Annotated in this window: 19 protein-coding genes and 1 tRNA gene; 7 read left to right on the top strand and 13 right to left on the bottom strand. The window is 57.6% G+C overall.

From position 1 onward, the window contains the following. The first annotated feature begins 262 nt into the window (after positions 1 to 262). Positions 263 to 2650, top strand: a complete 2388-nt coding sequence (locus ACP7BN_RS02360) for a TonB-dependent receptor plug domain-containing protein (RefSeq protein WP_426201296.1) — start codon at positions 263 to 265, stop codon at positions 2648 to 2650. Positions 2651 to 2672: 22 nt separating this feature from the next. On the opposite strand, the gene ACP7BN_RS02355 is transcribed toward ACP7BN_RS02360, so the two are convergent. Together ACP7BN_RS02355 and ACP7BN_RS02350 are read right to left on the bottom strand one after the other, a co-directional pair. Beyond that, positions 2673 to 3134: a DUF3574 domain-containing protein gene (locus ACP7BN_RS02355; RefSeq protein WP_426201295.1), complete on the bottom strand. Its 462-nt coding sequence runs from the start codon at positions 3132 to 3134 to the stop codon at positions 2673 to 2675. 135 nt (positions 3135 to 3269) lie between these two features. Continuing rightward, complete coding sequence (locus tag ACP7BN_RS02350; RefSeq protein ID WP_426201293.1) at positions 3270 to 3503, bottom strand: hypothetical protein; 234 nt, start codon at positions 3501 to 3503, stop codon at positions 3270 to 3272. Positions 3504 to 3670: 167 nt separating this feature from the next. Here ACP7BN_RS02350 and ACP7BN_RS02345 point away from each other — a divergent pair, with 167 nt between their 5' ends. Then, positions 3671 to 4312, top strand: a complete 642-nt coding sequence (locus ACP7BN_RS02345) for an ATPase (RefSeq protein WP_426201291.1) — start codon at positions 3671 to 3673, stop codon at positions 4310 to 4312. 260 nt (positions 4313 to 4572) lie between these two features. Here ACP7BN_RS02345 and ACP7BN_RS02340 read toward each other — a convergent pair. From ACP7BN_RS02340 to ACP7BN_RS02330, 3 genes are all read right to left on the bottom strand, one after another. Continuing rightward, positions 4573 to 4647: transfer RNA gene (locus ACP7BN_RS02340), tRNA-Gln, on the bottom strand. Positions 4648 to 4840: 193 nt separating this feature from the next. Next, the gene (locus ACP7BN_RS02335; RefSeq protein ID WP_426201289.1) at positions 4841 to 5050 is read right to left on the bottom strand and encodes a hypothetical protein; all 210 of its coding nucleotides are present in this window, start codon (positions 5048 to 5050) and stop codon (positions 4841 to 4843) included. An 85-nt stretch (positions 5051 to 5135) separates the two neighbouring features. Further along, a complete protein-coding gene (locus ACP7BN_RS02330) occupies positions 5136 to 5543 on the bottom strand; it encodes a RidA family protein (protein ID WP_426201287.1) in 408 nt (135 codons plus the stop codon). Positions 5544 to 5664: 121 nt separating this feature from the next. Here ACP7BN_RS02330 and ACP7BN_RS02325 point away from each other — a divergent pair, with 121 nt between their 5' ends. Beyond that, on the top strand, positions 5665 to 6606 hold the full coding sequence (locus ACP7BN_RS02325; protein WP_426201285.1) for a LysR family transcriptional regulator: 942 nt from the start codon (positions 5665 to 5667) through the stop codon (positions 6604 to 6606). On the opposite strand, the gene ACP7BN_RS02320 is transcribed toward ACP7BN_RS02325, so the two are convergent. After that, positions 6569 to 7429, bottom strand: a complete 861-nt coding sequence (locus tag ACP7BN_RS02320; protein WP_426201284.1) for a LysR substrate-binding domain-containing protein — start codon at positions 7427 to 7429, stop codon at positions 6569 to 6571. The two genes, ACP7BN_RS02325 and ACP7BN_RS02320, sit on opposite strands and share 38 nt — an antisense overlap. Before the next feature lie 136 nt (positions 7430 to 7565). On the opposite strand from ACP7BN_RS02320, the gene ACP7BN_RS02315 reads away from it, so the two are divergent. Continuing rightward, the gene (locus ACP7BN_RS02315) at positions 7566 to 8618 is read left to right on the top strand and encodes an agmatine deiminase family protein (protein ID WP_426201282.1); all 1053 of its coding nucleotides are present in this window, start codon (positions 7566 to 7568) and stop codon (positions 8616 to 8618) included. A gap of 74 nt (positions 8619 to 8692) precedes the next feature. Here ACP7BN_RS02315 and ACP7BN_RS02310 read toward each other — a convergent pair whose 3' ends face one another. Continuing rightward, on the bottom strand, positions 8693 to 9076 hold the full coding sequence (locus ACP7BN_RS02310; RefSeq protein ID WP_426201280.1) for a hypothetical protein: 384 nt from the start codon (positions 9074 to 9076) through the stop codon (positions 8693 to 8695). Then, the gene (locus ACP7BN_RS02305; RefSeq protein ID WP_426201278.1) at positions 9073 to 9579 is read right to left on the bottom strand and encodes a PaaI family thioesterase; all 507 of its coding nucleotides are present in this window, start codon (positions 9577 to 9579) and stop codon (positions 9073 to 9075) included. Before ACP7BN_RS02305 ends, ACP7BN_RS02310 begins: the two co-directional genes overlap by 4 nt. A gap of 197 nt (positions 9580 to 9776) precedes the next feature. Here ACP7BN_RS02305 and ACP7BN_RS02300 point away from each other — a divergent pair, with 197 nt between their 5' ends. After that, positions 9777 to 11687 (top strand): tyrosine-protein phosphatase, encoded by a 1911-nt coding sequence (locus ACP7BN_RS02300; protein ID WP_426201276.1) that lies wholly within the window; start codon positions 9777 to 9779, stop codon positions 11685 to 11687. 11 nt (positions 11688 to 11698) lie between these two features. Here the strand turns inward: ACP7BN_RS02300 and ACP7BN_RS02295 are convergent, their stop codons facing one another. From ACP7BN_RS02295 to ACP7BN_RS02280, 4 genes are all read right to left on the bottom strand, one after another. Next, positions 11699 to 12664 carry an AraC family transcriptional regulator gene (locus tag ACP7BN_RS02295; RefSeq protein ID WP_426201274.1) on the bottom strand — a complete coding sequence of 322 codons (966 nt, stop codon included), beginning with the start codon at positions 12662 to 12664 and terminating at the stop codon, positions 11699 to 11701. Positions 12665 to 13150: 486 nt separating this feature from the next. Then, positions 13151 to 14827: an MFS transporter gene (locus tag ACP7BN_RS02290; RefSeq protein WP_426201272.1), complete on the bottom strand. Its 1677-nt coding sequence runs from the start codon at positions 14825 to 14827 to the stop codon at positions 13151 to 13153. 1246 nt (positions 14828 to 16073) lie between these two features. Continuing rightward, a complete protein-coding gene (locus ACP7BN_RS02285) occupies positions 16074 to 16769 on the bottom strand; it encodes a transposase (protein WP_426201270.1) in 696 nt (231 codons plus the stop codon). Positions 16770 to 18028: 1259 nt separating this feature from the next. After that, positions 18029 to 18412, bottom strand: a complete 384-nt coding sequence (locus ACP7BN_RS02280) for a DUF6124 family protein (protein ID WP_426201268.1) — start codon at positions 18410 to 18412, stop codon at positions 18029 to 18031. Between the two features lie 457 nt (positions 18413 to 18869). Here ACP7BN_RS02280 and ACP7BN_RS02275 point away from each other — a divergent pair, with 457 nt between their 5' ends. Both ACP7BN_RS02275 and ACP7BN_RS02270 read left to right on the top strand, forming a co-directional pair. Next, on the top strand, positions 18870 to 19301 hold the full coding sequence (locus ACP7BN_RS02275) for a DNA methylase (protein WP_426201582.1): 432 nt from the start codon (positions 18870 to 18872) through the stop codon (positions 19299 to 19301). Further along, positions 19301 to 20005: a DUF72 domain-containing protein gene (locus tag ACP7BN_RS02270; protein ID WP_426201267.1), complete on the top strand. Its 705-nt coding sequence runs from the start codon at positions 19301 to 19303 to the stop codon at positions 20003 to 20005. The genes ACP7BN_RS02275 and ACP7BN_RS02270 overlap by 1 nt, the downstream gene beginning before the upstream one ends. On the opposite strand, the gene ACP7BN_RS02265 is transcribed toward ACP7BN_RS02270, so the two are convergent. Continuing rightward, a complete protein-coding gene (locus ACP7BN_RS02265) occupies positions 19980 to 21443 on the bottom strand; it encodes a LamG domain-containing protein; glycoside hydrolase family 16 protein (RefSeq protein ID WP_426201265.1) in 1464 nt (487 codons plus the stop codon). The two genes, ACP7BN_RS02270 and ACP7BN_RS02265, sit on opposite strands and share 26 nt — an antisense overlap. Positions 21444 to 21473: the final 30 nt, after the last annotated feature.

Genomic DNA, 21473 nt, shown 5'->3' with positions numbered 1-21473 from the left:
TGTTGCTCAACCAACAATCTGTGCGCCGGGCATAACCTAAGCGTTATTGGTTCTTTGGCGTCAAGCGGCGGCTCGTCTAGGATCGCTATCTGGGGCATTTACTGACTTTTTGGTTACAGCGTTTCACCACTCGATAGTTGTTTAAGAACTTTCGCTTTTATTCAACACATCAAAACTACAGCAGACATTGCCGTGCACGAATTGTCGCCCGCTTACGGAGCGACAACGGCCGACTATTAGCTGCGATTCAAGGAGCTCTTGCATGATTCACCGTTCGCGATCATTACTCGCTATCGCTGTTATTAGTGCGATCTGGCAACTGCCTGCGCAAGCCGAAGACTCTGCGGCGCGCGTCGACGATGACACACGGTTGGGTACCGTGCTGGTCACCGGCACCCGCGGCACCGCGCGCACTGTGCTCGATTCGCCAGTGCCGGTGGACGTGCTGACTGCTGAAGACTTGAAGTCCGCTGGTGCCAGTGGCGGTGAGCTCGGCCAGGCGTTGCAGACGCTGTTGCCGTCGTTCAGCTTTCCGCGCCAGTCCAACTCCGGTGGCGCCGACCACGTACGCGCCGCGCAACTGCGCGGCATGAGCCCGGATCAGGTGCTGGTGCTGGTCAACGGCAAGCGCCGCCACACTTCGGCAGTGGTCAACGACTCATCGAAAATCGGTCGCGGCACAGCGCCAGTGGACTTTAACTCGATACCGATCAGCGCGATCAAGCGCATCGAAGTTTTGCGTGACGGCGCGGGCGCGCAATATGGCTCCGATGCGATTGCCGGGGTGATCAACATCATCCTCGACGACGCGCCCGAGGGCGGTGAAGTGACCACCAGTTACGGCGCCTATCACACCCATCAGGACGCCATCGGCAAAACCACCACCGACGGCCAGAACAGCATGACCACCGCCAAGATCGGCACGCGTCTGGGCGAGGACGGCGGCTTCATTCGTGGCGGTACCGAATACAAGGATCGCAACCCGACCAACCGCGCCGGTTTCGACGGTTTCGCCGATACGCCCGGCCAGCGCAACTACGTGATGGGCGACGGCATTGCGCGCGACGTCAACGCCTGGTTCAACGGCGAGCTGCCGCTGGCCGGCGGTAAAGCCTACAGCTTCGGCACTTACAACGAGCGTCATACCACCGGCGCCGAGTTCTATCGCTACCCGTCCGAGCAACCGCAGTTCTATCCCAACGGCTACCTGCCGCAGTCGCTGGGCGACAACACCGATATCTCGGCCACCGCCGGTTTCAAAGGCTTTATTGGCGATGATTGGGACTTCGACAGCAGCGTCACTCACGGGCGCAACCGCTTTGACGGGGCGACGCGGCGCACGCTGAACGTCAGCCTCGGTGCAGACTCGCCAACGCGTTTTGACACGGGTGATTATGAGCTGCGCCAGACCACCTCCAACCTCGATTTCAGCCGCGAACTGCGCCTTGGCGGACGCTCGTTCGTGCTGGCAGTGGGCGGCGAATATCGCTATGAAAACTACCTGACGTTTGCCGGCGACGAGGCTTCGTATATCGGCACCGGTGCGGACGGCGCCAACGGTCTGCGCCCGAGTGAAGAGTCGGATCTGGATCGCAACGTGTTCGGCACATACGCCGAGTTGTCCGGTGATCTCACCGACCGCTTGTTCGTCGACGGCGCGACGCGCTGGGAGCATTACGACGACGCTGGCAGCGGACTCACCGGCAAACTCAGTGGCCGCTACAAATTGACCGAGCAATGGGCGGCGCGCGGCGCGGTGTCGAACAACTTCCGCGCGCCGTCGCTGGCGCAAAGTGGTTTCCAGAACACCACCAGCAACTTCGGCGACGGCGGCACCCTGACCGACATTCGCGTGCTGTCGGTCAACGATCCGATTGCCCGTGCGCTGGGCGCGGAAAAGCTCGATCCGGAGACTTCGAAGAACTACAGCCTCGGCCTGACATTCCAGTTCAACGAACGCTTCGATGCGTCGCTGGACGTGTTCCGTATCGACGTCAAAGACCGCATCACCCTGTCCCAGCGCATCGGCAGCGACGCCCTGGAAACCTTCATCAACGACAACTACGGCGTGGCCGGTGTGCACGACGTGAACTTCTTCACCAACGCCGCCGACACCAGCACCCATGGCGCCGAACTGGTGCTCAACTATCACCAGCCGTTCTACGCAGGGCAGCTTGGCCTGACGACTGCGTACACCTACAACCACACCAAAGTCACCAGTACCAAAGGCACACCGTCGCAACTGACTGCATTGGGGATTGGCACCGACGCGCTGGTCGGCGTCGAAGAAACCAACACCCTGACCGACGCCGCACCCAAGGATCGCTTCGTGTTCTCGGCGAACTGGGCCAGCGAACATTGGGGCTTGCTCGGACGTCTGACGCGCCAAGGCGAGGCTACCCGTGTGTTCGACTTTGGCGACTCGCAACCTGAGCAAACCTACGGTGCGGTATGGCAACTGGATGCCGAGGTGGAATACAAATTCACCCCGAAATTCAACCTCGCCGTCGGCGGCAACAACCTGACCGACAACTACCCGGATCGCTCCAACTCCGCGATCAACTACGGCGGCAACCTGCCGTACGACGCGCTGTCGCCGATCGGCACCAACGGTGCGTATTACTACGCCCGCGCTACTTACGGCTTCTGAGTTCGCCCGCCACGGACGGCAATCAGAACGACACCTCAGCAGGTTGCGACAACCGCAGCACCGACAAATCCCCAGTCACACGCTTATAAGCCAGACGAATCGCCTCAATATTGCTCGCATTCTTCGGGCTGTTTTCATGCAGGATCACGATGACCTTGGTCGCCAGCCGCTCGGGCTCTTTTGCCCCGTGGTCGCGCCACTGGCCGTAAGCATCCAGCACGCTGAAACCGTCGGGAAACCGCGACGTGACCTCCTGATCAAGAAACTCGCGCCAGCGCGCCGGGCTGACCACTCCTTCCTTGCCATCCAGCGACCCCACCGAGAAATACAGCTCGGTGCGAATCCACTGCGCCTGCGCCGGACGCGTGGCATCGCCTTGCAAGGTCGAGCTGGCGGGGTCTTTGGTATGAACGGAGGCGGGCGGGGGTGTGACACAACCGGCGACTGCAATGAACAGCGCTGCCAGTATCAAATGTCGAGGCATGAAACGTCCTTAGTGTTGTTTTGAATTAACAAAATTATAAAACGCGCTGATGATCGCTATAAAAGATTAAAAAACCTCGCGCACAACACTTATGGAATAAGCAACAGGCTGAGAATGCTTGCCGCACAGGCGTTGTCAGAGCCAGGTTTCCTTGACCCGTCGATCCAGCTCTTCCCAGTCGGCCATGCCCAACACACGCGTGGTGTTCAAACCGCGCAGATAACCACGCAATTGATTTGCCATCGCCGGCACCAGTCCCGCATCCGCGGCGTCATTGAGCAGCACGCTTTCGTATTCCACCAGATACTCAGCAACCCGCTCACGATATTCGGGCAGGACGGCATCGCGGATCAGATCAAAGGTTCGCATGGGTATTCCCCCCAGGATTGTTTGGCTTGTTATCGACTGTCTCGCAGTCTGCACGTGGGGTAACTATTGGTTCAAGCAATAGTGATCATCAAGAATCGCGAGTTCTGCTTTGTCGGCGATGGGCACAAACTTGGCTCCATCGAAAACGCTGCTGAAGGAATTGCGCGATGAACATCATGACCCGACTGGCTGCAATTGCCCTGCTGATGAGCGGGATGTCTGCAACGGCGGTTTACGCCGATAACGCTCAGTCGTGTCACTTGTTGCCGATCACCGCCAGCAGTGCCGCACTCCAGCATTCGCAAACGGTCGGCGTGCTGTACAGCGACAACACCCTGGACGATCTGCAATACCTTGAGCGCTACCACGATGTGGCGGTGAACGGCGCCAAAGACGCGCTCGATGCCCGGATTCGCGAGGCCTTTATTGACAGCTCCGATCCGGAACTGGCGATCGACTGGCTGACCAGTTCGTTGCAACAGCAGTTTCTCTCGGTGACCGTCTACGACAACCTCGATGCACTGGTGCAGGCGCACCCGGACGTGGTGGTGATGCTCGACACGCATAACCGCTTGCTGACCCAGCGCAACAGCCAGGTCGAAGCGCGGTTTGCCGCAAGGTTCTACGACGCCGATCTGCAATACATCGGCAAGGCCGAAGGTGCGGTCGAGAAACAGATGCCTTCGGTCTGGGTGCACAACAAGGCTGCCCCCGAAATTGCCGCGCAGATCGCCCAGCAGCGGGATCTGCAACTGACTGCACTGAAACAGTTCGATGATTCGCTCAAGTCGCTGGTCAGCGCTGGCTGAGGAAGATTTCTGAAGATGCTCCTTTGGTTGGCCGCAACCAACCAATTTTTTGCCCCGCCAAGTGCGGGGCTTTTTTTGGACGCAAAAAAGCTCGCAGCGTGCCGCAGATCCTACAGATGAATGTGTAGGCGCTGCGGCACGCTGCGAGCTTTTGAATTTTTGGCGAATGTTTTAAACGATGAAGTAATTACGTAAACAAGAAGAAGTAAACAGAGGATAAGACGAGGGAAAGCTGGAGGAGGGTGAAACGAGGAAAAAAATGGCAGGGGCGGCTGGATTTGAACCAACGCATGGCAGGATCAAAACCTGCTGCCTTACCGCTTGGCGACGCCCCTGTAACCGTTGCTGTCAGCCCTGTGTGGGCCTCTGCTCGAGTGGGCGGCAATTTACCAGCGTTCTTGCCATCTGTGAAGCCCTGAGATGAATAAATTTGAAGAAAAACAGCTACTTATTTCCAGGGCCGGCTCAAATACCGCATTTTCAGACACTTGAGGATGCAAAAAGGGGCCGTAACGCGGCCCCCACCGGTCAATTGCCATCGGCAACCTTGCGTTCGATTTCTGCGGTTTTGCGCTGCAACTCCTCGGCTTCCTGCTCTTTGGTACGAATGGAGGTGGGCGTAATCACCTCATCCACGGTGCGGGTGTCATCGTCCGGGTCCCGCAGATCGCGCTCAACTACATTCACCGGTTTGCCGGATGCATCGCTGGCCTGGGTTTGGTTGTCGTCGCTGTTCATGTTGAATTCCTCCGTTGGCTTAAACGTTGGATACAGCGACGGCACGCGAGTTCGAGTTTTTTGCCGGGGAGTCTGTGCCCGCTGATTATTCCTCGGGCAGTCTCGCGATGACTTTGATCTCGAACTGAAAGCCATAAAGCCAAGTCACACCCACCGCGGTGATGTTCGGAAACGGCGCCTCGCCCCAGAACTCCGGCACCACTTCCCAAATGGTTTCGAACGTCGATTGCGGATCGACCATGAACACGGTCACGTCCACCACATCGTCGAAACTGCAACCGGCGGCGCCGAGGATTGCATTGAGGTTGGTGAACGCCAGGCGCACTTGTTGTTGCAGATCAGGTTCCGGCGAGCCGTCTTCATGACTGCCGACTTGCCCGGAGACGAACAGAAAACCGTTGGAGCGCACGGCCGGCGAGTAACGGTTACGTTCATAAAGAGCCTGACGGCCGGGTGGAAAAACTACGTCGCGTTTTGTTGTAGAAAGCGTCATGGGGAGTCTCCTTCAAGGTGTTGAGAAGACTTTAGGGGCTTGCATCCGCGCGATAAACCAGCAACCTTGGCGCTCACTGTTTGGAAATCCCAAACAATCGAACCGCATTCAGGGGTTGGATATGGACCGTTTTGACGCGATGCAGGCTTTTGCCAGAGTAGTGGAGGCGGGCAGTTTCACCAAAGCCGCCGACACCCTGCACATGAGCAAGACCACCGTGACGCACTTGGTGCAGCAACTGGAGGCGCGCCTGCGAGTGAAGTTGCTCAACCGCACCACGCGCAAGGTCAACGCCACGGCCGACGGTGCGGCGTATTACGAGCGAGTGATCAGAATCCTCGCCGAGATGGACGATGCCGACACCAGCCTGTCCGGCGCATCGGCGCAGCCCAAGGGGCGCCTGCGGGTTGATGTACCGAGTCCGCTGGCCAATCTGATTCTGGTGCCGGCGCTGCCGGAATTCTGCGCGCGCTATCCGGATATTCAGATCGACATGGGCGTCAGCGACCGCATCGTCGACATCATCGATGAGAACGTCGATTGCGTGGTACGCGGCGGTGAGTTGCTCGACCAATCGTTGATGGCGCGGCGTGTGGCTGATCTGCAACTCGGCGTGTTCGCCGCGCCGAGTTACCTCAAGCGCGCCGGCACGCCGTTGCATCCGCGAGAGCTGGAAGACTCGCATCATCGCGTGGTCGGGTTCCTCTGGGCGCGCACCGGTAAACCGGTGCCGTACGCGCTGCACAATCACAGCGAAAACCTGCAAATCAAAGGTCGTCACGTGCTGGCGGTGGATGACGGCAACGCTTATCTATCAGCCGGCCTCGCCGGGCTGGGCGTGCTCTGGCTACCCAAGTACATGTCCGGAGCTCATGAGGCGCGCGGCGATCTGGTGCCCCTGTTCGAAGACTGGCAACTCGATCCGATGCCGCTGTACATCGCCTATCCGCCGAACCGCCATATCAGCCTGAAACTGCGGGTGTTCATCGACTGGGTTGCCGAGGTGATGGCGCGGCATGCGCCGGTCATGCATCGGCCAGGTTACTCAGCAGCCACTCGGTGAAACTGCGCGCCATCGGGTCATGCTCGCTGTCGCGGTGGGTCAGCAGCGCCCAGTTCGGCCCGCGAATGGTGTCCTCGACCAAAGGTTGCAGCAGGCCATTTTCCCGGGCCTGACGGCTGAGCAACTGGCTGACCAAAGCGATGCCGAGTCCGCCGCAAGCCGCATCCAGCAACAAACCCGGATCGGAAAAATTCAGACCCTGATCCTGCTGGCCGACATCGATCCCGGCTTCGACCGCCCAATGACTCCAGTCCATTTCCCGCTCGCCGTGCAGCGTGGTGCGCTGCTGTGCGGGCAACTGTAAAAGGCTCGGGTGACAGGCCGGATATAGCCGATCCGCATGCAGCACGTTGAAGCTGCATTCAGCCTGCGAACTGATGTCGTCACGCACCGCCAGATCGATGGTTTGCGTGGCCATGTCCGGCACTTCATCGGTGCTGAAAATCCACAGATCGACATCCGGATGCTGGCGGCGAAACTCGCCCAGTCGTGGCAACAACCAATGACGGGCGAACGCGGGCGTGGTGTTGAGCACCAGTTGATTGGGCTTCTGATATTGGCCGAGCCGGCGGATGCCGACCGCCAGTTGCTGCAACATCGCCTGCGTAGTGCTGAGCAAATCATGGCCGGCGTCGGTCAGGGCGACGCTGCGGCCGCTGCGATGAAACAGCGGTTGCTCCAGATACGCCTCAAGGCTGCGGATCTGCTGGCTGATCGCAGATTGAGTCAGGCTCAACTCGTCGGCAGCCTTGTGAAAACTGCCCAGCCGCGCGGCCGCTTCGAAGCCGCGCAGGGAACTCAGGGGTGGCCAGTGTTTAAGCATGATCGATAAGCTCCGCTAATCATTTGTCCGCTAAATCCATCGTTTGTTCGCCGGTTTTGCCGACCGTAGCATACACATCAATCCCGCACAGGCGGATTTGACTGAACACAACGGCTTAACTGACGAGGCTTTTAGCATGCACCAACAGAACAATAACAACAGCGGTTGGATGATGCCGGCAGAGTGGGTAAAACACGCCGCGACGTGGATGGTATGGCCACACAATCAGGCGTTGTGGGAGTCGGGCTGGCGCGTGACTTTGCCGCAAGTGCAGGAAGATTTCGCCCGTGTGGCCAACGCCATCGCGCGGTTTGAACCGGTGAAACTGGTGGTCGATCCATCGGCGTTGGCCAGTGCCAAAGCCCTGTGCGGGCCGAACATCGAACTGATCCCGCTGGCGGTCAATGACAGTTGGTGCCGCGACTCCGGCCCAAGCTTTATCTGCCATCCGCAGCATGGTTTGGCTGGGGTGAGCTGGCGCTTCAACGCCTGGGGCGGCAAATCCGCGCACGATCTGGATGAAAGCCTGGCGCGCCGTGCACTCAATCATTTGCAGCTGGAATGCTTCGGCACGGCGCTGAGTAACGAGGGCGGAGCGATTCACGTTGATGGCCAAGGCACGTTGATCACCACCGAATCGGTGCTGCTCAACCCCAACCGCAACCCCGGCGTGAGCAAAGCCGAGATGGAAGACATCTTCAGCCGTCTGCTCGGCGTGAAGAAAACCATCTGGCTGCCCGGCGACCCGGACTACGTGACCGGCGACATGACCGACGGCCACGTCGATGGCGTCTGCGCCTTCGCCCGTCCCGGCGTGTTGTTGGTGGATGCCACTCACGATCGTAGCTCGGTGTACGCCGAAGTCGCCCGGGAAAACCGCCGCGCGCTGGAACTGGCCACCGATGCTCAGGGCCGCAAGTTCGAACTGATCGAACTGTTTGAAGCGTCCGATGCGGTGGACAGCGAAGCCGAAGTTTTCTGTGCTTCGTACACCAATTTCTACATCGCCAACGGCGCGATCATCATGCCGGCGTACGGCATCGAGGCCGACCACATCGCCGCAGAAACCCTGGCCAAAGCCTTCCCCGGTCGCGAAGTGGTGCCGGTGCAGATCAACCATCTTGCGCATGGCGGCGGCGGTGTGCATTGCATCACCCAGCAGCAGCCGGCCTGGCCATTGGAGGCTTGAGCCATGACGCTGCTCAAAGTCGCCACCACGCAAATGCCGTGCACTCGTCAGCTCCTACACGGCACGTCGACATTTCACTTTGCGCGCAGGTAGCGCATCAGGTTTGCGGTTTTTGTGATTACGCCATAGGCCACTGCCACGATCATCAATCCGGCCACCGCCACGCCGAGCGCATTGAGGCCAGTGAGGATCTGGATATCGAACGCCAGCAGCAGGATGAATACGACATAACTTGCGACTGTCTGTCTGAAGAACGCCAACACCAGCGGTATGAGCGCGACTGCCGCCGAGTGCGCAGCAACGCTCAGCAGGATTTCGATGATCAGATCCGAAGACGCATCCTCGACTTGTGCTTGCGCGATGATCAGCATGGGGCCGTCTATCAACCAGTGCAGCCCGCCGATCACCGCCAGGCTGATGGCGATGATCAGCAGGATACTGATCAGCCTGATATTCATTGATCGTCCTTGCGGCCATGCGCGGCGGCTGCCAGTTGTTCGGTATCGACGCGCACAAACACCGAATCACCCACGGCTGTCAGCACCTCTCCGGCATACACCTCGCAAATCACCCGCGTCTTGCGTCCGACTTCTCCCTCGACTTTGGCTTTCAGCGTCAGCGGCACGCCCATCGGCGTCGGCTTGATGAACTTGATGCCGAGGTTGCCAGTGACGCAGTTGATGCGTGGCAGGCTTTCGACGTCGCGCTGTTCGGCGCGGTAGTGGTAGGCCATTGCCGTCCAGTTCGAATGGCAGTCGACCAGCATCGCGATCAAGCCGCCATAGACCAGATCCGGCCAGCCGCAGAATTGCGCGTCAGGAATGTGTTCGGCGATGACGTGCACGCCGTCTTTGTGCCAGAAACTCTTGATGTGCAAACCGTGCGGGTTGCTGCTGCCGCAGCCGTAGCAAACACCGTCGGGCGCGGCGCTGTCTTGCAGGGAGGTGTCGAGCGTGGCCATGCCGGGATCATCCTTAAAAGTGGAAGCTGAACCGCGCTGATATTAACGCTGAATGCAGATCCTCGATATTCACGGACAGAAAACGCAGTGCCCGGACCGATCGCGCAGGGATTTTGCTGACAGGCATTTCTGTCACATTGCCGCTTGGTTGATTGCAGATAGTGGCGGCCCCAACCTGTTTCCCGTGAGGCTGCGCCGTGTTTCAACGTCTTGTGTGTTCGCTGTCCGTTTTGAGCCTGTCCATCGCCGCCGCGCAGGCGGCTGACCTTGATACGCCGCGTCTGCAGGGTATCGACAACTTCCGCGATATCGCCGGCACCACCAGCGCCTATTCAACGGCCAATGACGGCACGATGCGTTCGGGTGTGTTCTATCGCTCGAATGCGCTGACGCCGACTGCGGCAGATCTGACCGTCCTCAATGGCTTGGGGATCAAAGCCATTTACGATCTGCGCACGCCAAGCGAAATTGCCGCCACGCCGGACACACTGATCAGCGGTGCGACCTATCGCAACATCGACATTATTGGCGCCACCACGTCGGGTTCGAACATCACCAACATTTCGTTCCACAGCGCCGCCGAAGCCGTGGCGATGATGCAGGAGACCAACCGCGCCTTCGTCAGCGATGCCGGTATGCGCGGGCGGTTCACCACGCTGTTCAACGAACTCGCCGGAGTCGATGGAGCGGCGCTGTTCCACTGCACCGCCGGCAAGGATCGCACTGGCTGGACTGCCGCCGTGCTGCTGAGTATCGCCGGGGTCGACAGCGCCACGATCATGGACAATTACCTGGCGACCAACGAGTACACCGCCGCGCGCGTAGCGAAAACTCTGGCATCGATGCCTGCAAGCATGGCCGCGATATACGCGCCGCTGCTCGGCGTCGAGGCGAGTTTTTTACAGGCCGGTCTCGATCAAGTGACCACCCAATACGGCAGCATGGATAACTACCTCAAACAGGGATTGGGTCTATCGCAGGAAACCATCTACGTCCTGCGCGGCAAGATGGTTTATTACAACAGCCTGCCGGGTCAGCAGGGCCTGATCGGCAACGCCGGCGCCGGCGCGCAACTGTTGCAGCAACTGCAAAACAGCAGCCTGTCGGGCAGTTACAGCGACTACAACTATTACCTGCAATCAGCGATCGATGCCGGCACTCTCGGTGGTGTCGAATCCACGGTCGGCGGCCAGGTGCACGCCGATGCCGCGAGCTATTTGCTGCGTCAGGGCGCGATGATCGATCAAGCCGCTGCGCCGTTCACCAGCGGCACCGATCTGAAGATTGGCCAAACCCGGCTGTGGAGCACCGGACTGGCGGGTTATCTCGGCAACGACGGCTCGGCGCATGCCGCCAGCAGCAACGAGCACAGCCAAGGCCTGATGATCGGACTGACCCAACGTTTCAGCGAACAACTCAGCGCTCACGCCGGTTTCGGTTACAGCAAGGGCAATGTCGGCGGCGCGAGTGGCGAGGCGGATACTGATCTGACGTTCTTCGCGGTCGGCGCACGCTTCGCTCCGAATGGTCTGGAGCGCGGGCTGTTTGTCGATGCGGATGCCAACGCCGGTTGGCTCGACTACGAGAGCAAACGTGATCTCGGAGGCGGCCTCGGCTCAGCCAAGGGCGACAGCCACGGCAATCTCACTGGCGCGACCTTGGCGCTGGGGTATCGGCTGCCATTTAGCGGGATGATTTTTGAGCCAAGCCTCGGTATGCGCGTCAGTCATCTGGACCTGTCGGGCTTCAGGGAGAAGGGCAGCGAACTGGCGCTGGATGTCGACAGCATCCGAGAGACGCGCCGCAGTGCGGTGGCCAACCTCGACGTGTCGTTCGCGCCAGTTGCGATGGGTGCGTGGCAGCTGGTGCCGGGTGTTCGCGTGGGCTACGAGCATGTGCTGGGTGATCATCAGGTCGATAGTGAAGGGCATTTGCTCGGGCTGAATATCGAGCAGCGCGCGGCGTTCGACAATCGTGATCAGTTCACGGGTGGGGTGAATGTCATGGCCAACCTCGGCGCGTTCAGCGTCGGCGCGGAAGTCGCGGCCAGTGGCGGTGGGGACAGCCATGGTTTTGGCGGCAGTCTGAAGGCCAGTTACCAGTTCTGACGTTGCGGGTTTCAGCCCTTGCGCACCTGCGCGGGGCTGACGCCGTAGGCGCTTTGGAAATACTGGCAAAACCGGCCGACGTTGCTGAAGCCGAATTGCAAAGCCACATCACTCACTGTCGGTGACCCGTTTGTAAGTGCATGGTGGGCGCATTCCAGCCGAACTTGCCGCTGATAACTGACAATCGACGTCCCGGCAAAGCGCCGAAAACCGTCCTGCAACGCGCGCAGGCTGACGTTGCTCAAACGCGCCAGATCCGTACCACTGACCTGATGATCGGGGTGCGCCTGAAGGTAATCGATGGCCTGCTTCACATGCCTTGGTGCGATCAGCGGTTCGGGTCGATTCAGGGCTTCACTGAAGTTATGCGGCCAGGCTTGCAGCACAGCATCGACCAGCATTTCCCTCAGACGCGAGGGCATCAGCGAACCGCTGCTCAGTAGCAAATCAAACTCCGTGCCGGTCGCCAGATCAATCAGCGCGCGAATGCCCTGGAAGGCCTTGATGTTCAGATCCACCATGGGTTCGAAGCGCAGTTTTTGTAGCAGCGGCTTGCCGAGTAACGTTGCCAGGCGCTCGGTCAAAATCCCGCGCCCGATCGAAATCCCATGCTGCGCGTGATTGTCGATAAAGCGCATCGAACGCAACTCGGCTTTGTCGATGGCCAATCCGACTTGAGTCAAACCGACCGACTCGCTGCTGTGTTCGAAAACAATCTTGCCCGCCGTGGGAATCACAAAGGTGATCTCGTCAAACGGCGCCGGGAACGCCACAGTGAAATCACCGCGATAGTGCATCCGCCGAAAACTCACGCCCTCATGCCGCCCGTAAACCCCGCCAATGATGATGTTGCTCGGTAGCGGCGACGAGTCGGCATAGCGATTGCCGAACATCCGCGAGAACAGTGCGCCGAAGTCGTCGCAGTTCATGGCGTCGGAGCGAAGAATGATCGGTTGGCGCGTCGGGCTTGAGAACACCTTGGGTGATCGCCTTGCAGAGAGGGAGGCGCAAGGACGCTACCAACCAACAATGACAAACCTGTGACCACCACAAAACCCTGTGGGAGATTCTATGTTTGGGGGGAAGCCCCCAAACCTGTTTTTGACTGAGTCCATATCCGTTGCTGCGCTGCACCTCCTCTCGATGTGTTTGGCTGCGCCAAACGGTCGCTGCGCTTCCACCCCCGGATCAATCCCTCCACCCAGCCTGCCGACGGGCGCTCGAGATCAAGAGCCGCAGCCGAGCTAACGCTCATCCTGTTGAGTGGGGCGGCTTCGCCGCGGGGGTGTACGCAAATTTCTATTGTGGGAGCTGGCTTGCCAGCGATGGCGGCCTGACAGCCGACCGATCTCTAGCAGATGTACCCAGTTCCCACTGTGGGAGCTAGCTAGCCTGCTAGCGATGGCGCCAGAACATCCACCCAACATCGTGAATGTCCCAACGCCCTTACAAGCCTCGCCGCCTCAATCCTGATTAATCTCCCGATCCTTGGTTTCCGGCAAGAAGAACGTCCCAAGCACCGCCGTCATCACCGCAATCACAATCGGGTACCACAAGCCGTAATAGATATCGCCAGTCGCCGCGACCATGGCAAACGCCACCGTCGGCAGGAAACCACCGAACCAGCCATTACCGATGTGATACGGCAGCGACATCGAGGTGTAGCGAATACGGGTCGGGAACAGCTCAACCAGCCACGCCGCAATCGGCCCGTAAACCATGGTCACGTAGATCACCAGGATCGTCAGCAGCAGCAACACCATCGGGTAATTGGTCTTGGCCGGGTCGGCTTTTTCCGGGTAGCCAGCCTCTTTCAGGCCGCTGGTGAGGGATGCGGTGAAGGCGTCGTTGCGGGTCTTGAAATCGGCGGCTGGCAGCACACTGCCTTCGAAGCTTTCGACAACTTTATCGCCGATGCGCACTTGCGCCACCGTGCCCGGTTCGGCTTTGACGTTTTCGTAAGGGATCGCGCGCTTGGCCAGAATCGTCTTTGCCAGATCGCAGGAACTGGTGAATTTGGCCTTGCCCACCGGATCGAACTGAAACGAGCAGGCGTCAGGATCGGCAATGACTTTGACCGGATTCTTCTCCTGTGCGATGAACACGTCGGGATTCCCGTACTGCGTCAGCGCATGGAAGATCGGGAAGTAAGTCAGCGCCGCCAGAATGCACCCGGCCATGATGATGCCCTTGCGCCCGATGCGGTCGGACAGGCTGCCGAAGATCACAAAGAACGGCGTGCCAATCAGCAGCGAACCGGCGATCAGAAGGTTGGCGGTTTGCGGGTCGATCTTCAGCGTCTGCAGCAGGAAGAACAGCGCGTAGAACTGCCCGGTGTACCAGACGACGGCTTGCCCAGCGGTGCCGCCGAGCAGCGCCATGATGACGATTTTCAGGTTGTCCCAACGAGCGAAGGATTCAGTCAGCGGCGCCTTCGACGTCTTGCCTTCAGCCTTCATCTTGAGGAACACCGGCGACTCGCTGAGTTGCAAACGGATGTACACCGACACCGCCAGCAGCAGGAGCGACAGCAGAAACGGAATCCGCCAGCCCCACGCTTCGAACGCCTCAGTCCCCAGCGCCGTGCGGCAGGCCAGAATCACCAGCAGCGACATGAACAGGCCCAGCGTCGCTGTGGTCTGAATCCACGACGTGAAAAACCCGCGCTTACCCTTCGGTGCGTGTTCGGCGACATACGTCGCCGCGCCGCCGTACTCGCCACCGAGCGCCAGACCTTGCAGCAAACGCAGGGTAATCAGAATGATCGGCGCCGCCACCCCGATGGTCGCGTAACCGGGCAGGAAACCGACGATAGCCGTAGACACGCCCATGATCACAATCGTGATTAAAAACGTGTGCTTGCGCCCGATCATGTCACCCAGTCGCCCGAACACAATTGCGCCGAACGGCCGCACAGCGAAACCAGCGGCGAAGGCGAGCAGGGCGAAGATGAACGCCGTGGTTTCGTTAACCCCGGCGAAAAAGTGCTTGGCGATGATCGCTGCCAGAGAGCCGTACAAGTAGAAGTCATACCACTCGAACACCGTGCCGAGGGACGAAGCGAAGATGACCTTGCGCTCTTCACGCGTCATCCCCTGATTCGGGGCGCTGCCAGTCGATGCTGTGTCGATAACCGCCATGGGTGTTCTCCGTCGTACGTTTTTGTTTTAGGCCGGAGCACCTAACAATGTTGCTGTACCCGTGGCCTGGGGTGTGGCGCTTCGCGGGTTGCGGGAAGCGTGGACAGACTATGGGCCTCGCGCTGGGGGCGGGGTTAGGTTGAGCTTAATTGGGTTTTTGGGGATTTCCAGTTGATGTACCTGACTGACAGGTGTAGTGCGCGTCGGTCGTGATAGCGACTTTTAAGGGGATTTAGGAAATTACGGTTATTTCTTATTGTTATTAAAGACTGTCATTTCTATCAGGTGCGGCCGAGTGTGGTTGTGTTGATACTTCTTTTCGAGAAGGGGCGATTTTATCAGGTCGCAAGGCATTGAACTTCTGCGGTGGAAAATAAATCTGTCCCCTTTGTTGCCGTCCCCTTTGTTGCCTTTGTTGCCCCATTTGTTCTTCGTCCCCTTTGTCTGTTCGTGAGTAATAAAATATGCCTTCCAAGATCATTAAAAATATTCCGGTTCATGCCGCTGATGAAGCGCTGCTCGCTTTGTTGAAAGAGAGTTGCGCGGAAAAATTACTGGGTTAAGACGGGCGGCGGGGGCAACAACCGCTGTCGTGACATACGAGCTTGAGCTGGCGAACACTGGCAGGAATCCGCTCGTGATTATTGATAAGGATATTGACGATGAAACGCTATCAACGCTTATTCTAAATCGCTTTCGTAAGAGCTGAAAATGATCAAAGAATCAAAGAAGAATCAAAGGGGACAGATTTATTTAATTCTCCCTTGTCTAAAGCGGACGGCTGCTCAGAAAATAAATCTGTCCCCTTTATGCTTTCTATCAGGTGCGGCTGCGTGTGGTTGTGTTGATACTCGCTTTTGTAATAGCGCGGTTTTATGAGTGCGTAAGATGTTGCTATTCAAAGCTGAAGATAAATCTGTGTGCTTTAAGTTTTGTTGTCGTAAATTTAAGTTGAGGAGGTGTGTCGTGGTATTGGTCGATAGAGATGGAGATCCTGTTCAAGCAATAATTAATTACGAATTTGGAACAATCATTTATGATTATGGAGGTGGTGTCTACAGAGGTGCTTACGCTGACGGGGAACTTATCACGCTAATTTGTCGGTCGCTTGAAGAGGTGAAATTGCAGATAGGAAGACATGTAGCTCTTGATCATATTGGGCCAATATAATTTTAGGGAAGATCAAAGGAGGGGAATCAAAGGCGACTAAAAGGGGACAGATTTATTTAATCGTCCCCTTTGTGCCTTAAGACATTTTCTCTGGTCGCCCTCGCTCTCTAAGCAGGACTCGCCTACCGGTTATCTGTTCAATTTCGTCTACGAATTTCAAACCGCCCGTAAGCTGCCCCCTTTGAAGCGCGCCCCTTATAAGTTGCAATTCGTCCGTTGGCGTAGCCATCTCGACAAATGACTTGTAACGCTCACGCCGGACGGCGTCAGTAGGCCCGAGCTCCAGAAAGCAAGGATCCTTGTCCAGCCATGTGCTTTCCGAGTAGTCGTTGAGACGTAGAGCAAAACTCGACCAGCGGTAGCCCTCCGCACACGCCACCATATTCGCTCGCACCGGGTTTAACTCGATGTATCGGCTGCACGCCAGCAGATAGGTGTCGGACTGCACAACACTGGATTTGTAGCGGCTCTCCCATAACGTGCCAGTTCGCCCGTCGATCTTGTTGCGATAACGCGTCATCCGACCCGCTAGAGTTTTCATGAACTGTCCAAGGGCGGACGTATCGTCTCCAGGGGCAATCAGCAAATGGACATGATTGGTCATTAAGCAGTAGGCATAAACTTTTATACCTAATGCTTCTTTGAGTTCGCGCAGGTCAGAAAGATAGTGCTCGAAATCCTCCGGCTCGGCGAAAACGACCTGCTTGTTATGGCCACGCTGCACGATGTGGTGCGGGTAGTTTGCTAGCACAATGCGTCCCGTTCTGGGCATTAGTTATCCTACATCCTTGTTGAGATCCCTAAGAAGACTAGAAGGGAATGAGTGCGACGCATGGCGGATTTGTCAGGGAATGTATCGAGCAGGACTGGGATGGATTGAATCTTGAATAAGTCAGATTAATTTTACTGATATAGCGTTCGGGAATTTTCGTTGTTCTAAAAAGATATTAAAGACTGTCATTTGTATCAGGTGCAGATGAGCCTTATTGTGCCGATACTTCATTTGGTGAAGGGGGCAGTGGTGGAAATAAATCTGTCCCCTTTGATTGTCCCCTTTGATTTCGTTTCTTTCATAAATTTGGTCGAAAAGTGAGGTTTAGGATGGCTCGTAAAAGAGGTGTTAAATATTTGTCTACTATTTATTCTGGATATAAGACAAGGGAGCAGCTTGATCAATATTTGGCGATGCATAGTATTTCATTCGCGGATGTTGAAGCGAATGGTTCGGATTTTATTGTCTATTATGAGGATTCGAAAGGAGATGTGTATAAGCCATTCGCGAAAATCGAGTCGCTGCAGAATCGTCATCCGCCGGTCGATGAGAGATCCTGAGCTCCTATGAGCTTAGTGCAACTGAAAGGGAGGATGTAGATTTGCGTCTTTTTACAAATTTTATTTTTCTATATCCTTGCTTATCAGGGAAATGGTTTTATGAAGCTTCCGGTTGTGCACGCCATCGTTGCATCTTTTGTCGCTGTGGATATGCCTGCATTGGCACAAGCAGCTCTAGCCATCTGAAGGGGTTGTCTTACTTCTGACAACCTCCGACGTAGCGACAGGATCGGCCGTTGAGGTGGATGTGACAGTGCGTAGCGATCTAGTTGGGAAGGTTAGCGGTGTAGTGCAATTCGCGGCCTTTAAAGGTTCAGGCTCGATACTCAGCTCAGCCAACCAAACATTCTCGGTCGCGAATACTAAGGTCGTAGTAAATACGAAGCCTACATCTATTATTAATAACTACAAAGGCACATTGTTAGGTGTGGTGAATGGTGTTCAATGTGAGAAGAGGGTGGAGGGTGCGCTCGATTTGCACGCTCCATAACAAATCAAAGGGGAGATACCCATTGGACGGTTACTAATCAAGATTAAAGGCTGTCACCTTTGTTTTGCATCGACGAACTTCACTCCGCTCGTAGCGCATATCGTAAGTGCGGCCATGTAGGAGCTGCCGCAGGCTGCGATCTTTTGACTTTGAAGATCAAATGATCGCAGCCTGCGGCAGCTCCTACATTGGTGTAATACGGTATAGATCTATTCGGTCGGGACTAGATTATCCAGCACCTGATTCACCGCCAACTCACCTAACATCACAATCTGCGCAATACCTAGCAGCGTTTTGCGATGCGTGCCTTCGAGTAGTGCAGCAAAGTCGCTGAGCATGACGTTGGCTGAGCCGAGGGTTTCGCTGGCGTCGACCAGTAGGGCTTCGTTGGTGGACTTGGGGTTTGCGATGTAGAGGCGGTTGGGGTAGTAGGGCGCGGCCATCATGCGAGCGGCGAGTGGGCCCAAGTGGTAGTCGAGGGCGCGTTCGGCGGCTTCGTTGAATTTTTTGGAATCAGGACATTCGTAAGGCGATGTCGGGTCGGTGATGTGTGCCGGCTCGGTTACCGGCGGATTAGGCGTGACTTTGAACATATGCATTCTTTTCCGTGGTGAAGCCGTCAGACCCGAGCTACTAAACAGGGGTGGAGGCAGCTGTGCGCAGGTTAGTAGACCGGGGAAAAGAACAAAGCCGGCGTGCCCGGGGGCACCCTGCACACAGCCACCATCAGATACAGGTATGTGATTACCTGAATGACAGACGCCTGTGCACTGTTCAAATACCAACGGGCTACTAAACCCGATCACTGCGAATCAGTGACCCGATCAAAGTTACCGGCCGACCCCAGGTCGCACAAGCCGGCGGATTCTGGCCTAGCGGTAGGCAACGGCGCAAGGATTTGTGGGCATTTGGACGTAACACAGCGTTTCGCTAAACAGTCCTGCACTGCCCGGTTTATCGGCTTGCAACCATCAAAGAAAAGTCCCACAGAACCCCATGCCATTCGTCGGCAGCACCGCACTCAACCCCGCCGCACCCCTCCAACCCAACATGACCAAAACCATCACCGCCCAAGACCTGCACATCGCAATCGCCCCCCAAAACGAACCAGCCCTGTTCAAATGGCTGCTCGCCAGTTTCCTGATGGGCAAGCGCATCCAGGCTGATATCGCCGCCGAGGCCTACCGGGTGATTGTCGAAAAGCACCAACGCGACACGCCGCGTAAACTCGCCAATTGCACCCACCGCGAACTGGTGCGCATGCTCGGCGAAGCGCATTACGTGCGCTACGACGAAACCACCGCCACACGTTTGTTGGCACTCGCCGCCAAACTCAACGAAGAATACGCCGGCAAAGTCAGCGCCATCGTCGAGGCCAGCACCGACCGCAGGGATTTTGAAAAGCGCCTGCAAGCCTTCGAAGGCATCGGCCCCAAAACCGTGGAAATTTTCATGCGTGAAGCGGGCAGGGTGCTGTTTTGATGTTCATCGGTTGCGCAGGCTGGAGCCTCGGTCGCGAGTACTGGCCGGACTTCCCCACCGAGGGCACGCACCTGCAACGCTACGCGGCGCGGGTCAATTGCGCGGAGATCAACAGCTCTTTCTACGGCCCGCACCGCCGGCAAACCTATGAACGCTGGGCCGAATCCGTACCACCGAACTTCCGTTTCAGCGTCAAGCTGCCAAAGCTGATCACCCACGAACTCCAATTGCAGCACTGCGATCAGGCGCTAGACGAATTCCTGCAACAATCCTCGGGATTACAAGAAAAACTCGGATGCCTGCTAATCCAGCTCCCGCCAAAACTGGCCTTCGAAGCACCACAGGCCGACGCCTTTTTCAGCGAGCTCCGAGAACGCTTCAACGGTGACGTAGTGCTCGAACCACGCCACGAATCCTGGACAACTGCCCATGATCTGCTGATAGAACATCGCATCGCCCAAGCCGCAGTCGATCCCTCCCGCATCAGCACCGACGCAACGCCACAGGGCTGGCCGGGCGTACATTACTGGCGCCTGCACGGATCGCCCCGCATCTACCACAGCGCATACGACCCAACGTTTCTGCAACAACTGGCCACCCAAATACAAAAAGACAACACCTGGTGCATCTTCGACAACACCGCCAGCGGCGCCGCCCTCGGCAACGCGCTGTCACTGGTTACTTGCTGCGAGTCCAGACCTTGATGTAATCCACGCGAAACGTCGAAGGCAGATCTGCATCGTCAACCACCCCAAACCACTGCCACATCGCCTCGCTGTCGAACACGATCTGCATCGGAAAATGCCAGTGCGTGTTCTTCGCCTCGCGCACCAGTACCCCATCGACGTACCAGCGCAGCGTGCCCGGTTGCCAGTCAAACCCGTACACATGAAAGGTGCTCGCGAAACGCCACGGCGCAGTCCAGCTGCTGCCCTCGCTCAGGTGTTGATTGTTACCGGGTCTGGCCCAGACGTGGGCGTTCATGTTGTACAGCCGATCAAACTTGCCATCCCGGGTCTTGCCGCCGATTTCGAAGATATCGATCTCGGTGGCGTTGTCCGCCAACCCGGTCCACGCCAGCCAGAACGCGCTGGAACCGGCGGAATTCATCGGTTTCGCCCGAGCTTCGTAATAGCCGTAAAAACCCCGTTCGATGGTGCGCACCATCGCCGAGCTGTAATCCTTGTACCCAAGGCGCACGTACTTTTCCGGCAACACCTGTTTGCGGAAGTAGATGTTCAGATTGCCGTTGGCCACCTTGGCGTTCTCCGGCAAGAACAGCGCCGGTTTGCGTCCCAGCGAATCGGTGCCGGTCGCGTCGTTGACGTGCCAGCGGTTGCGGTCGAGGGCCGCACCGTTGAAGTCGTCGGACAGGCGCGTGTCGAGTAGCCATTGCCCGGCATTGGCTTGATCCGAAAGCGGCAGATTCGCGTTCATATGCTTCGGCGTTGGACCGAGCGGGCCACTGCGGGTCCACGCGCTGGACTGCTGCGGGATCGTCACCGCCCACTTTTCCGCGAGGTAGGCGAACACCTGCTCGCGTTCTGCCTGGGACACCAGCGGCCGGTCGTAGACCAGTACTTCGGCGATATCGCCGCGCAAGATTTCCGAGGTGCCGACCACGTTGCGCGCCACCGCAAACGGGCCGATCGGGACGTCGGTGGCTTCGACGAACGCGATGGCGGGTTCATACGCCGTGGTCTGCTGCACGCTGAGGCCGAAGTTCGGCGCGACGTTGTCGTTGTCGGCCAGTTGCGGACGCGAGCTGAACAGGCGTTGCCAGGCTTTGCCGCCAGCCTGCTCCGGCAAGCGTCGCGACACTACGAACACGCTGACCGGCCCGGTCCCACTGCGAATCGACGGGCCGATAAACGCCGACACGCCGCTGAAGCGCACCACCGAACGACCGTTGATGGCGTCGTTGACCAGTGTCGGCAATGCGCTCGCCGCCGGATTATCCAGGCTGACATTGACCGCGCGCGGTGATTTATCGCGCCAGCTCAACACGCCGTTCTGCCCGTCGATGCTCATGTGCGTCGGATCGGCGCCGTCCAGCCACAGCACCAAACCCTCGGTGACCATCGGCGCGGCCAGCGCATTCGTCGACAACAAACACAGCCAAATCACGCATTGCCTGAACATACGAAACTCCTTCCTTGAGTGAACCGGCTA

Source organism: Pseudomonas sp. TWP3-1 (genome assembly GCF_049896625.1).
GTDB lineage: Bacteria > Pseudomonadota > Gammaproteobacteria > Pseudomonadales > Pseudomonadaceae > Aquipseudomonas.
Note: the sequence above shows the minus strand (reverse complement) of the source record. Positions and strands in the feature narration are given on the sequence as shown.

Coding starts and splice junctions, on each gene's coding strand:
- ACP7BN_RS02360 (WP_426201296.1), top strand. CDS start 263: ATGATTCACCGTTCGCGATCATTACTCGCTATCGCTGTTATTAGTGCG.
- ACP7BN_RS02355 (WP_426201295.1), bottom strand. CDS start 3,134: ATGCCTCGACATTTGATACTGGCAGCGCTGTTCATTGCAGTCGCCGGT.
- ACP7BN_RS02350 (WP_426201293.1), bottom strand. CDS start 3,503: ATGCGAACCTTTGATCTGATCCGCGATGCCGTCCTGCCCGAATATCGT.
- ACP7BN_RS02345 (WP_426201291.1), top strand. CDS start 3,671: ATGAACATCATGACCCGACTGGCTGCAATTGCCCTGCTGATGAGCGGG.
- ACP7BN_RS02335 (WP_426201289.1), bottom strand. CDS start 5,050: ATGAACAGCGACGACAACCAAACCCAGGCCAGCGATGCATCCGGCAAA.
- ACP7BN_RS02330 (WP_426201287.1), bottom strand. CDS start 5,543: ATGACGCTTTCTACAACAAAACGCGACGTAGTTTTTCCACCCGGCCGT.
- ACP7BN_RS02325 (WP_426201285.1), top strand. CDS start 5,665: ATGGACCGTTTTGACGCGATGCAGGCTTTTGCCAGAGTAGTGGAGGCG.
- ACP7BN_RS02320 (WP_426201284.1), bottom strand. CDS start 7,429: ATGCTTAAACACTGGCCACCCCTGAGTTCCCTGCGCGGCTTCGAAGCG.
- ACP7BN_RS02315 (WP_426201282.1), top strand. CDS start 7,566: ATGCACCAACAGAACAATAACAACAGCGGTTGGATGATGCCGGCAGAG.
- ACP7BN_RS02310 (WP_426201280.1), bottom strand. CDS start 9,076: ATGAATATCAGGCTGATCAGTATCCTGCTGATCATCGCCATCAGCCTG.
- ACP7BN_RS02305 (WP_426201278.1), bottom strand. CDS start 9,579: ATGGCCACGCTCGACACCTCCCTGCAAGACAGCGCCGCGCCCGACGGT.
- ACP7BN_RS02290 (WP_426201272.1), bottom strand. CDS start 14,827: ATGGCGGTTATCGACACAGCATCGACTGGCAGCGCCCCGAATCAGGGG.
- ACP7BN_RS02285 (WP_426201270.1), bottom strand. CDS start 16,769: ATGCCCAGAACGGGACGCATTGTGCTAGCAAACTACCCGCACCACATC.
- ACP7BN_RS02280 (WP_426201268.1), bottom strand. CDS start 18,412: ATGTTCAAAGTCACGCCTAATCCGCCGGTAACCGAGCCGGCACACATC.
- ACP7BN_RS02275 (WP_426201582.1), top strand. CDS start 18,870: ATGACCAAAACCATCACCGCCCAAGACCTGCACATCGCAATCGCCCCC.
- ACP7BN_RS02270 (WP_426201267.1), top strand. CDS start 19,301: ATGTTCATCGGTTGCGCAGGCTGGAGCCTCGGTCGCGAGTACTGGCCG.
- ACP7BN_RS02265 (WP_426201265.1), bottom strand. CDS start 21,443: ATGTTCAGGCAATGCGTGATTTGGCTGTGTTTGTTGTCGACGAATGCG.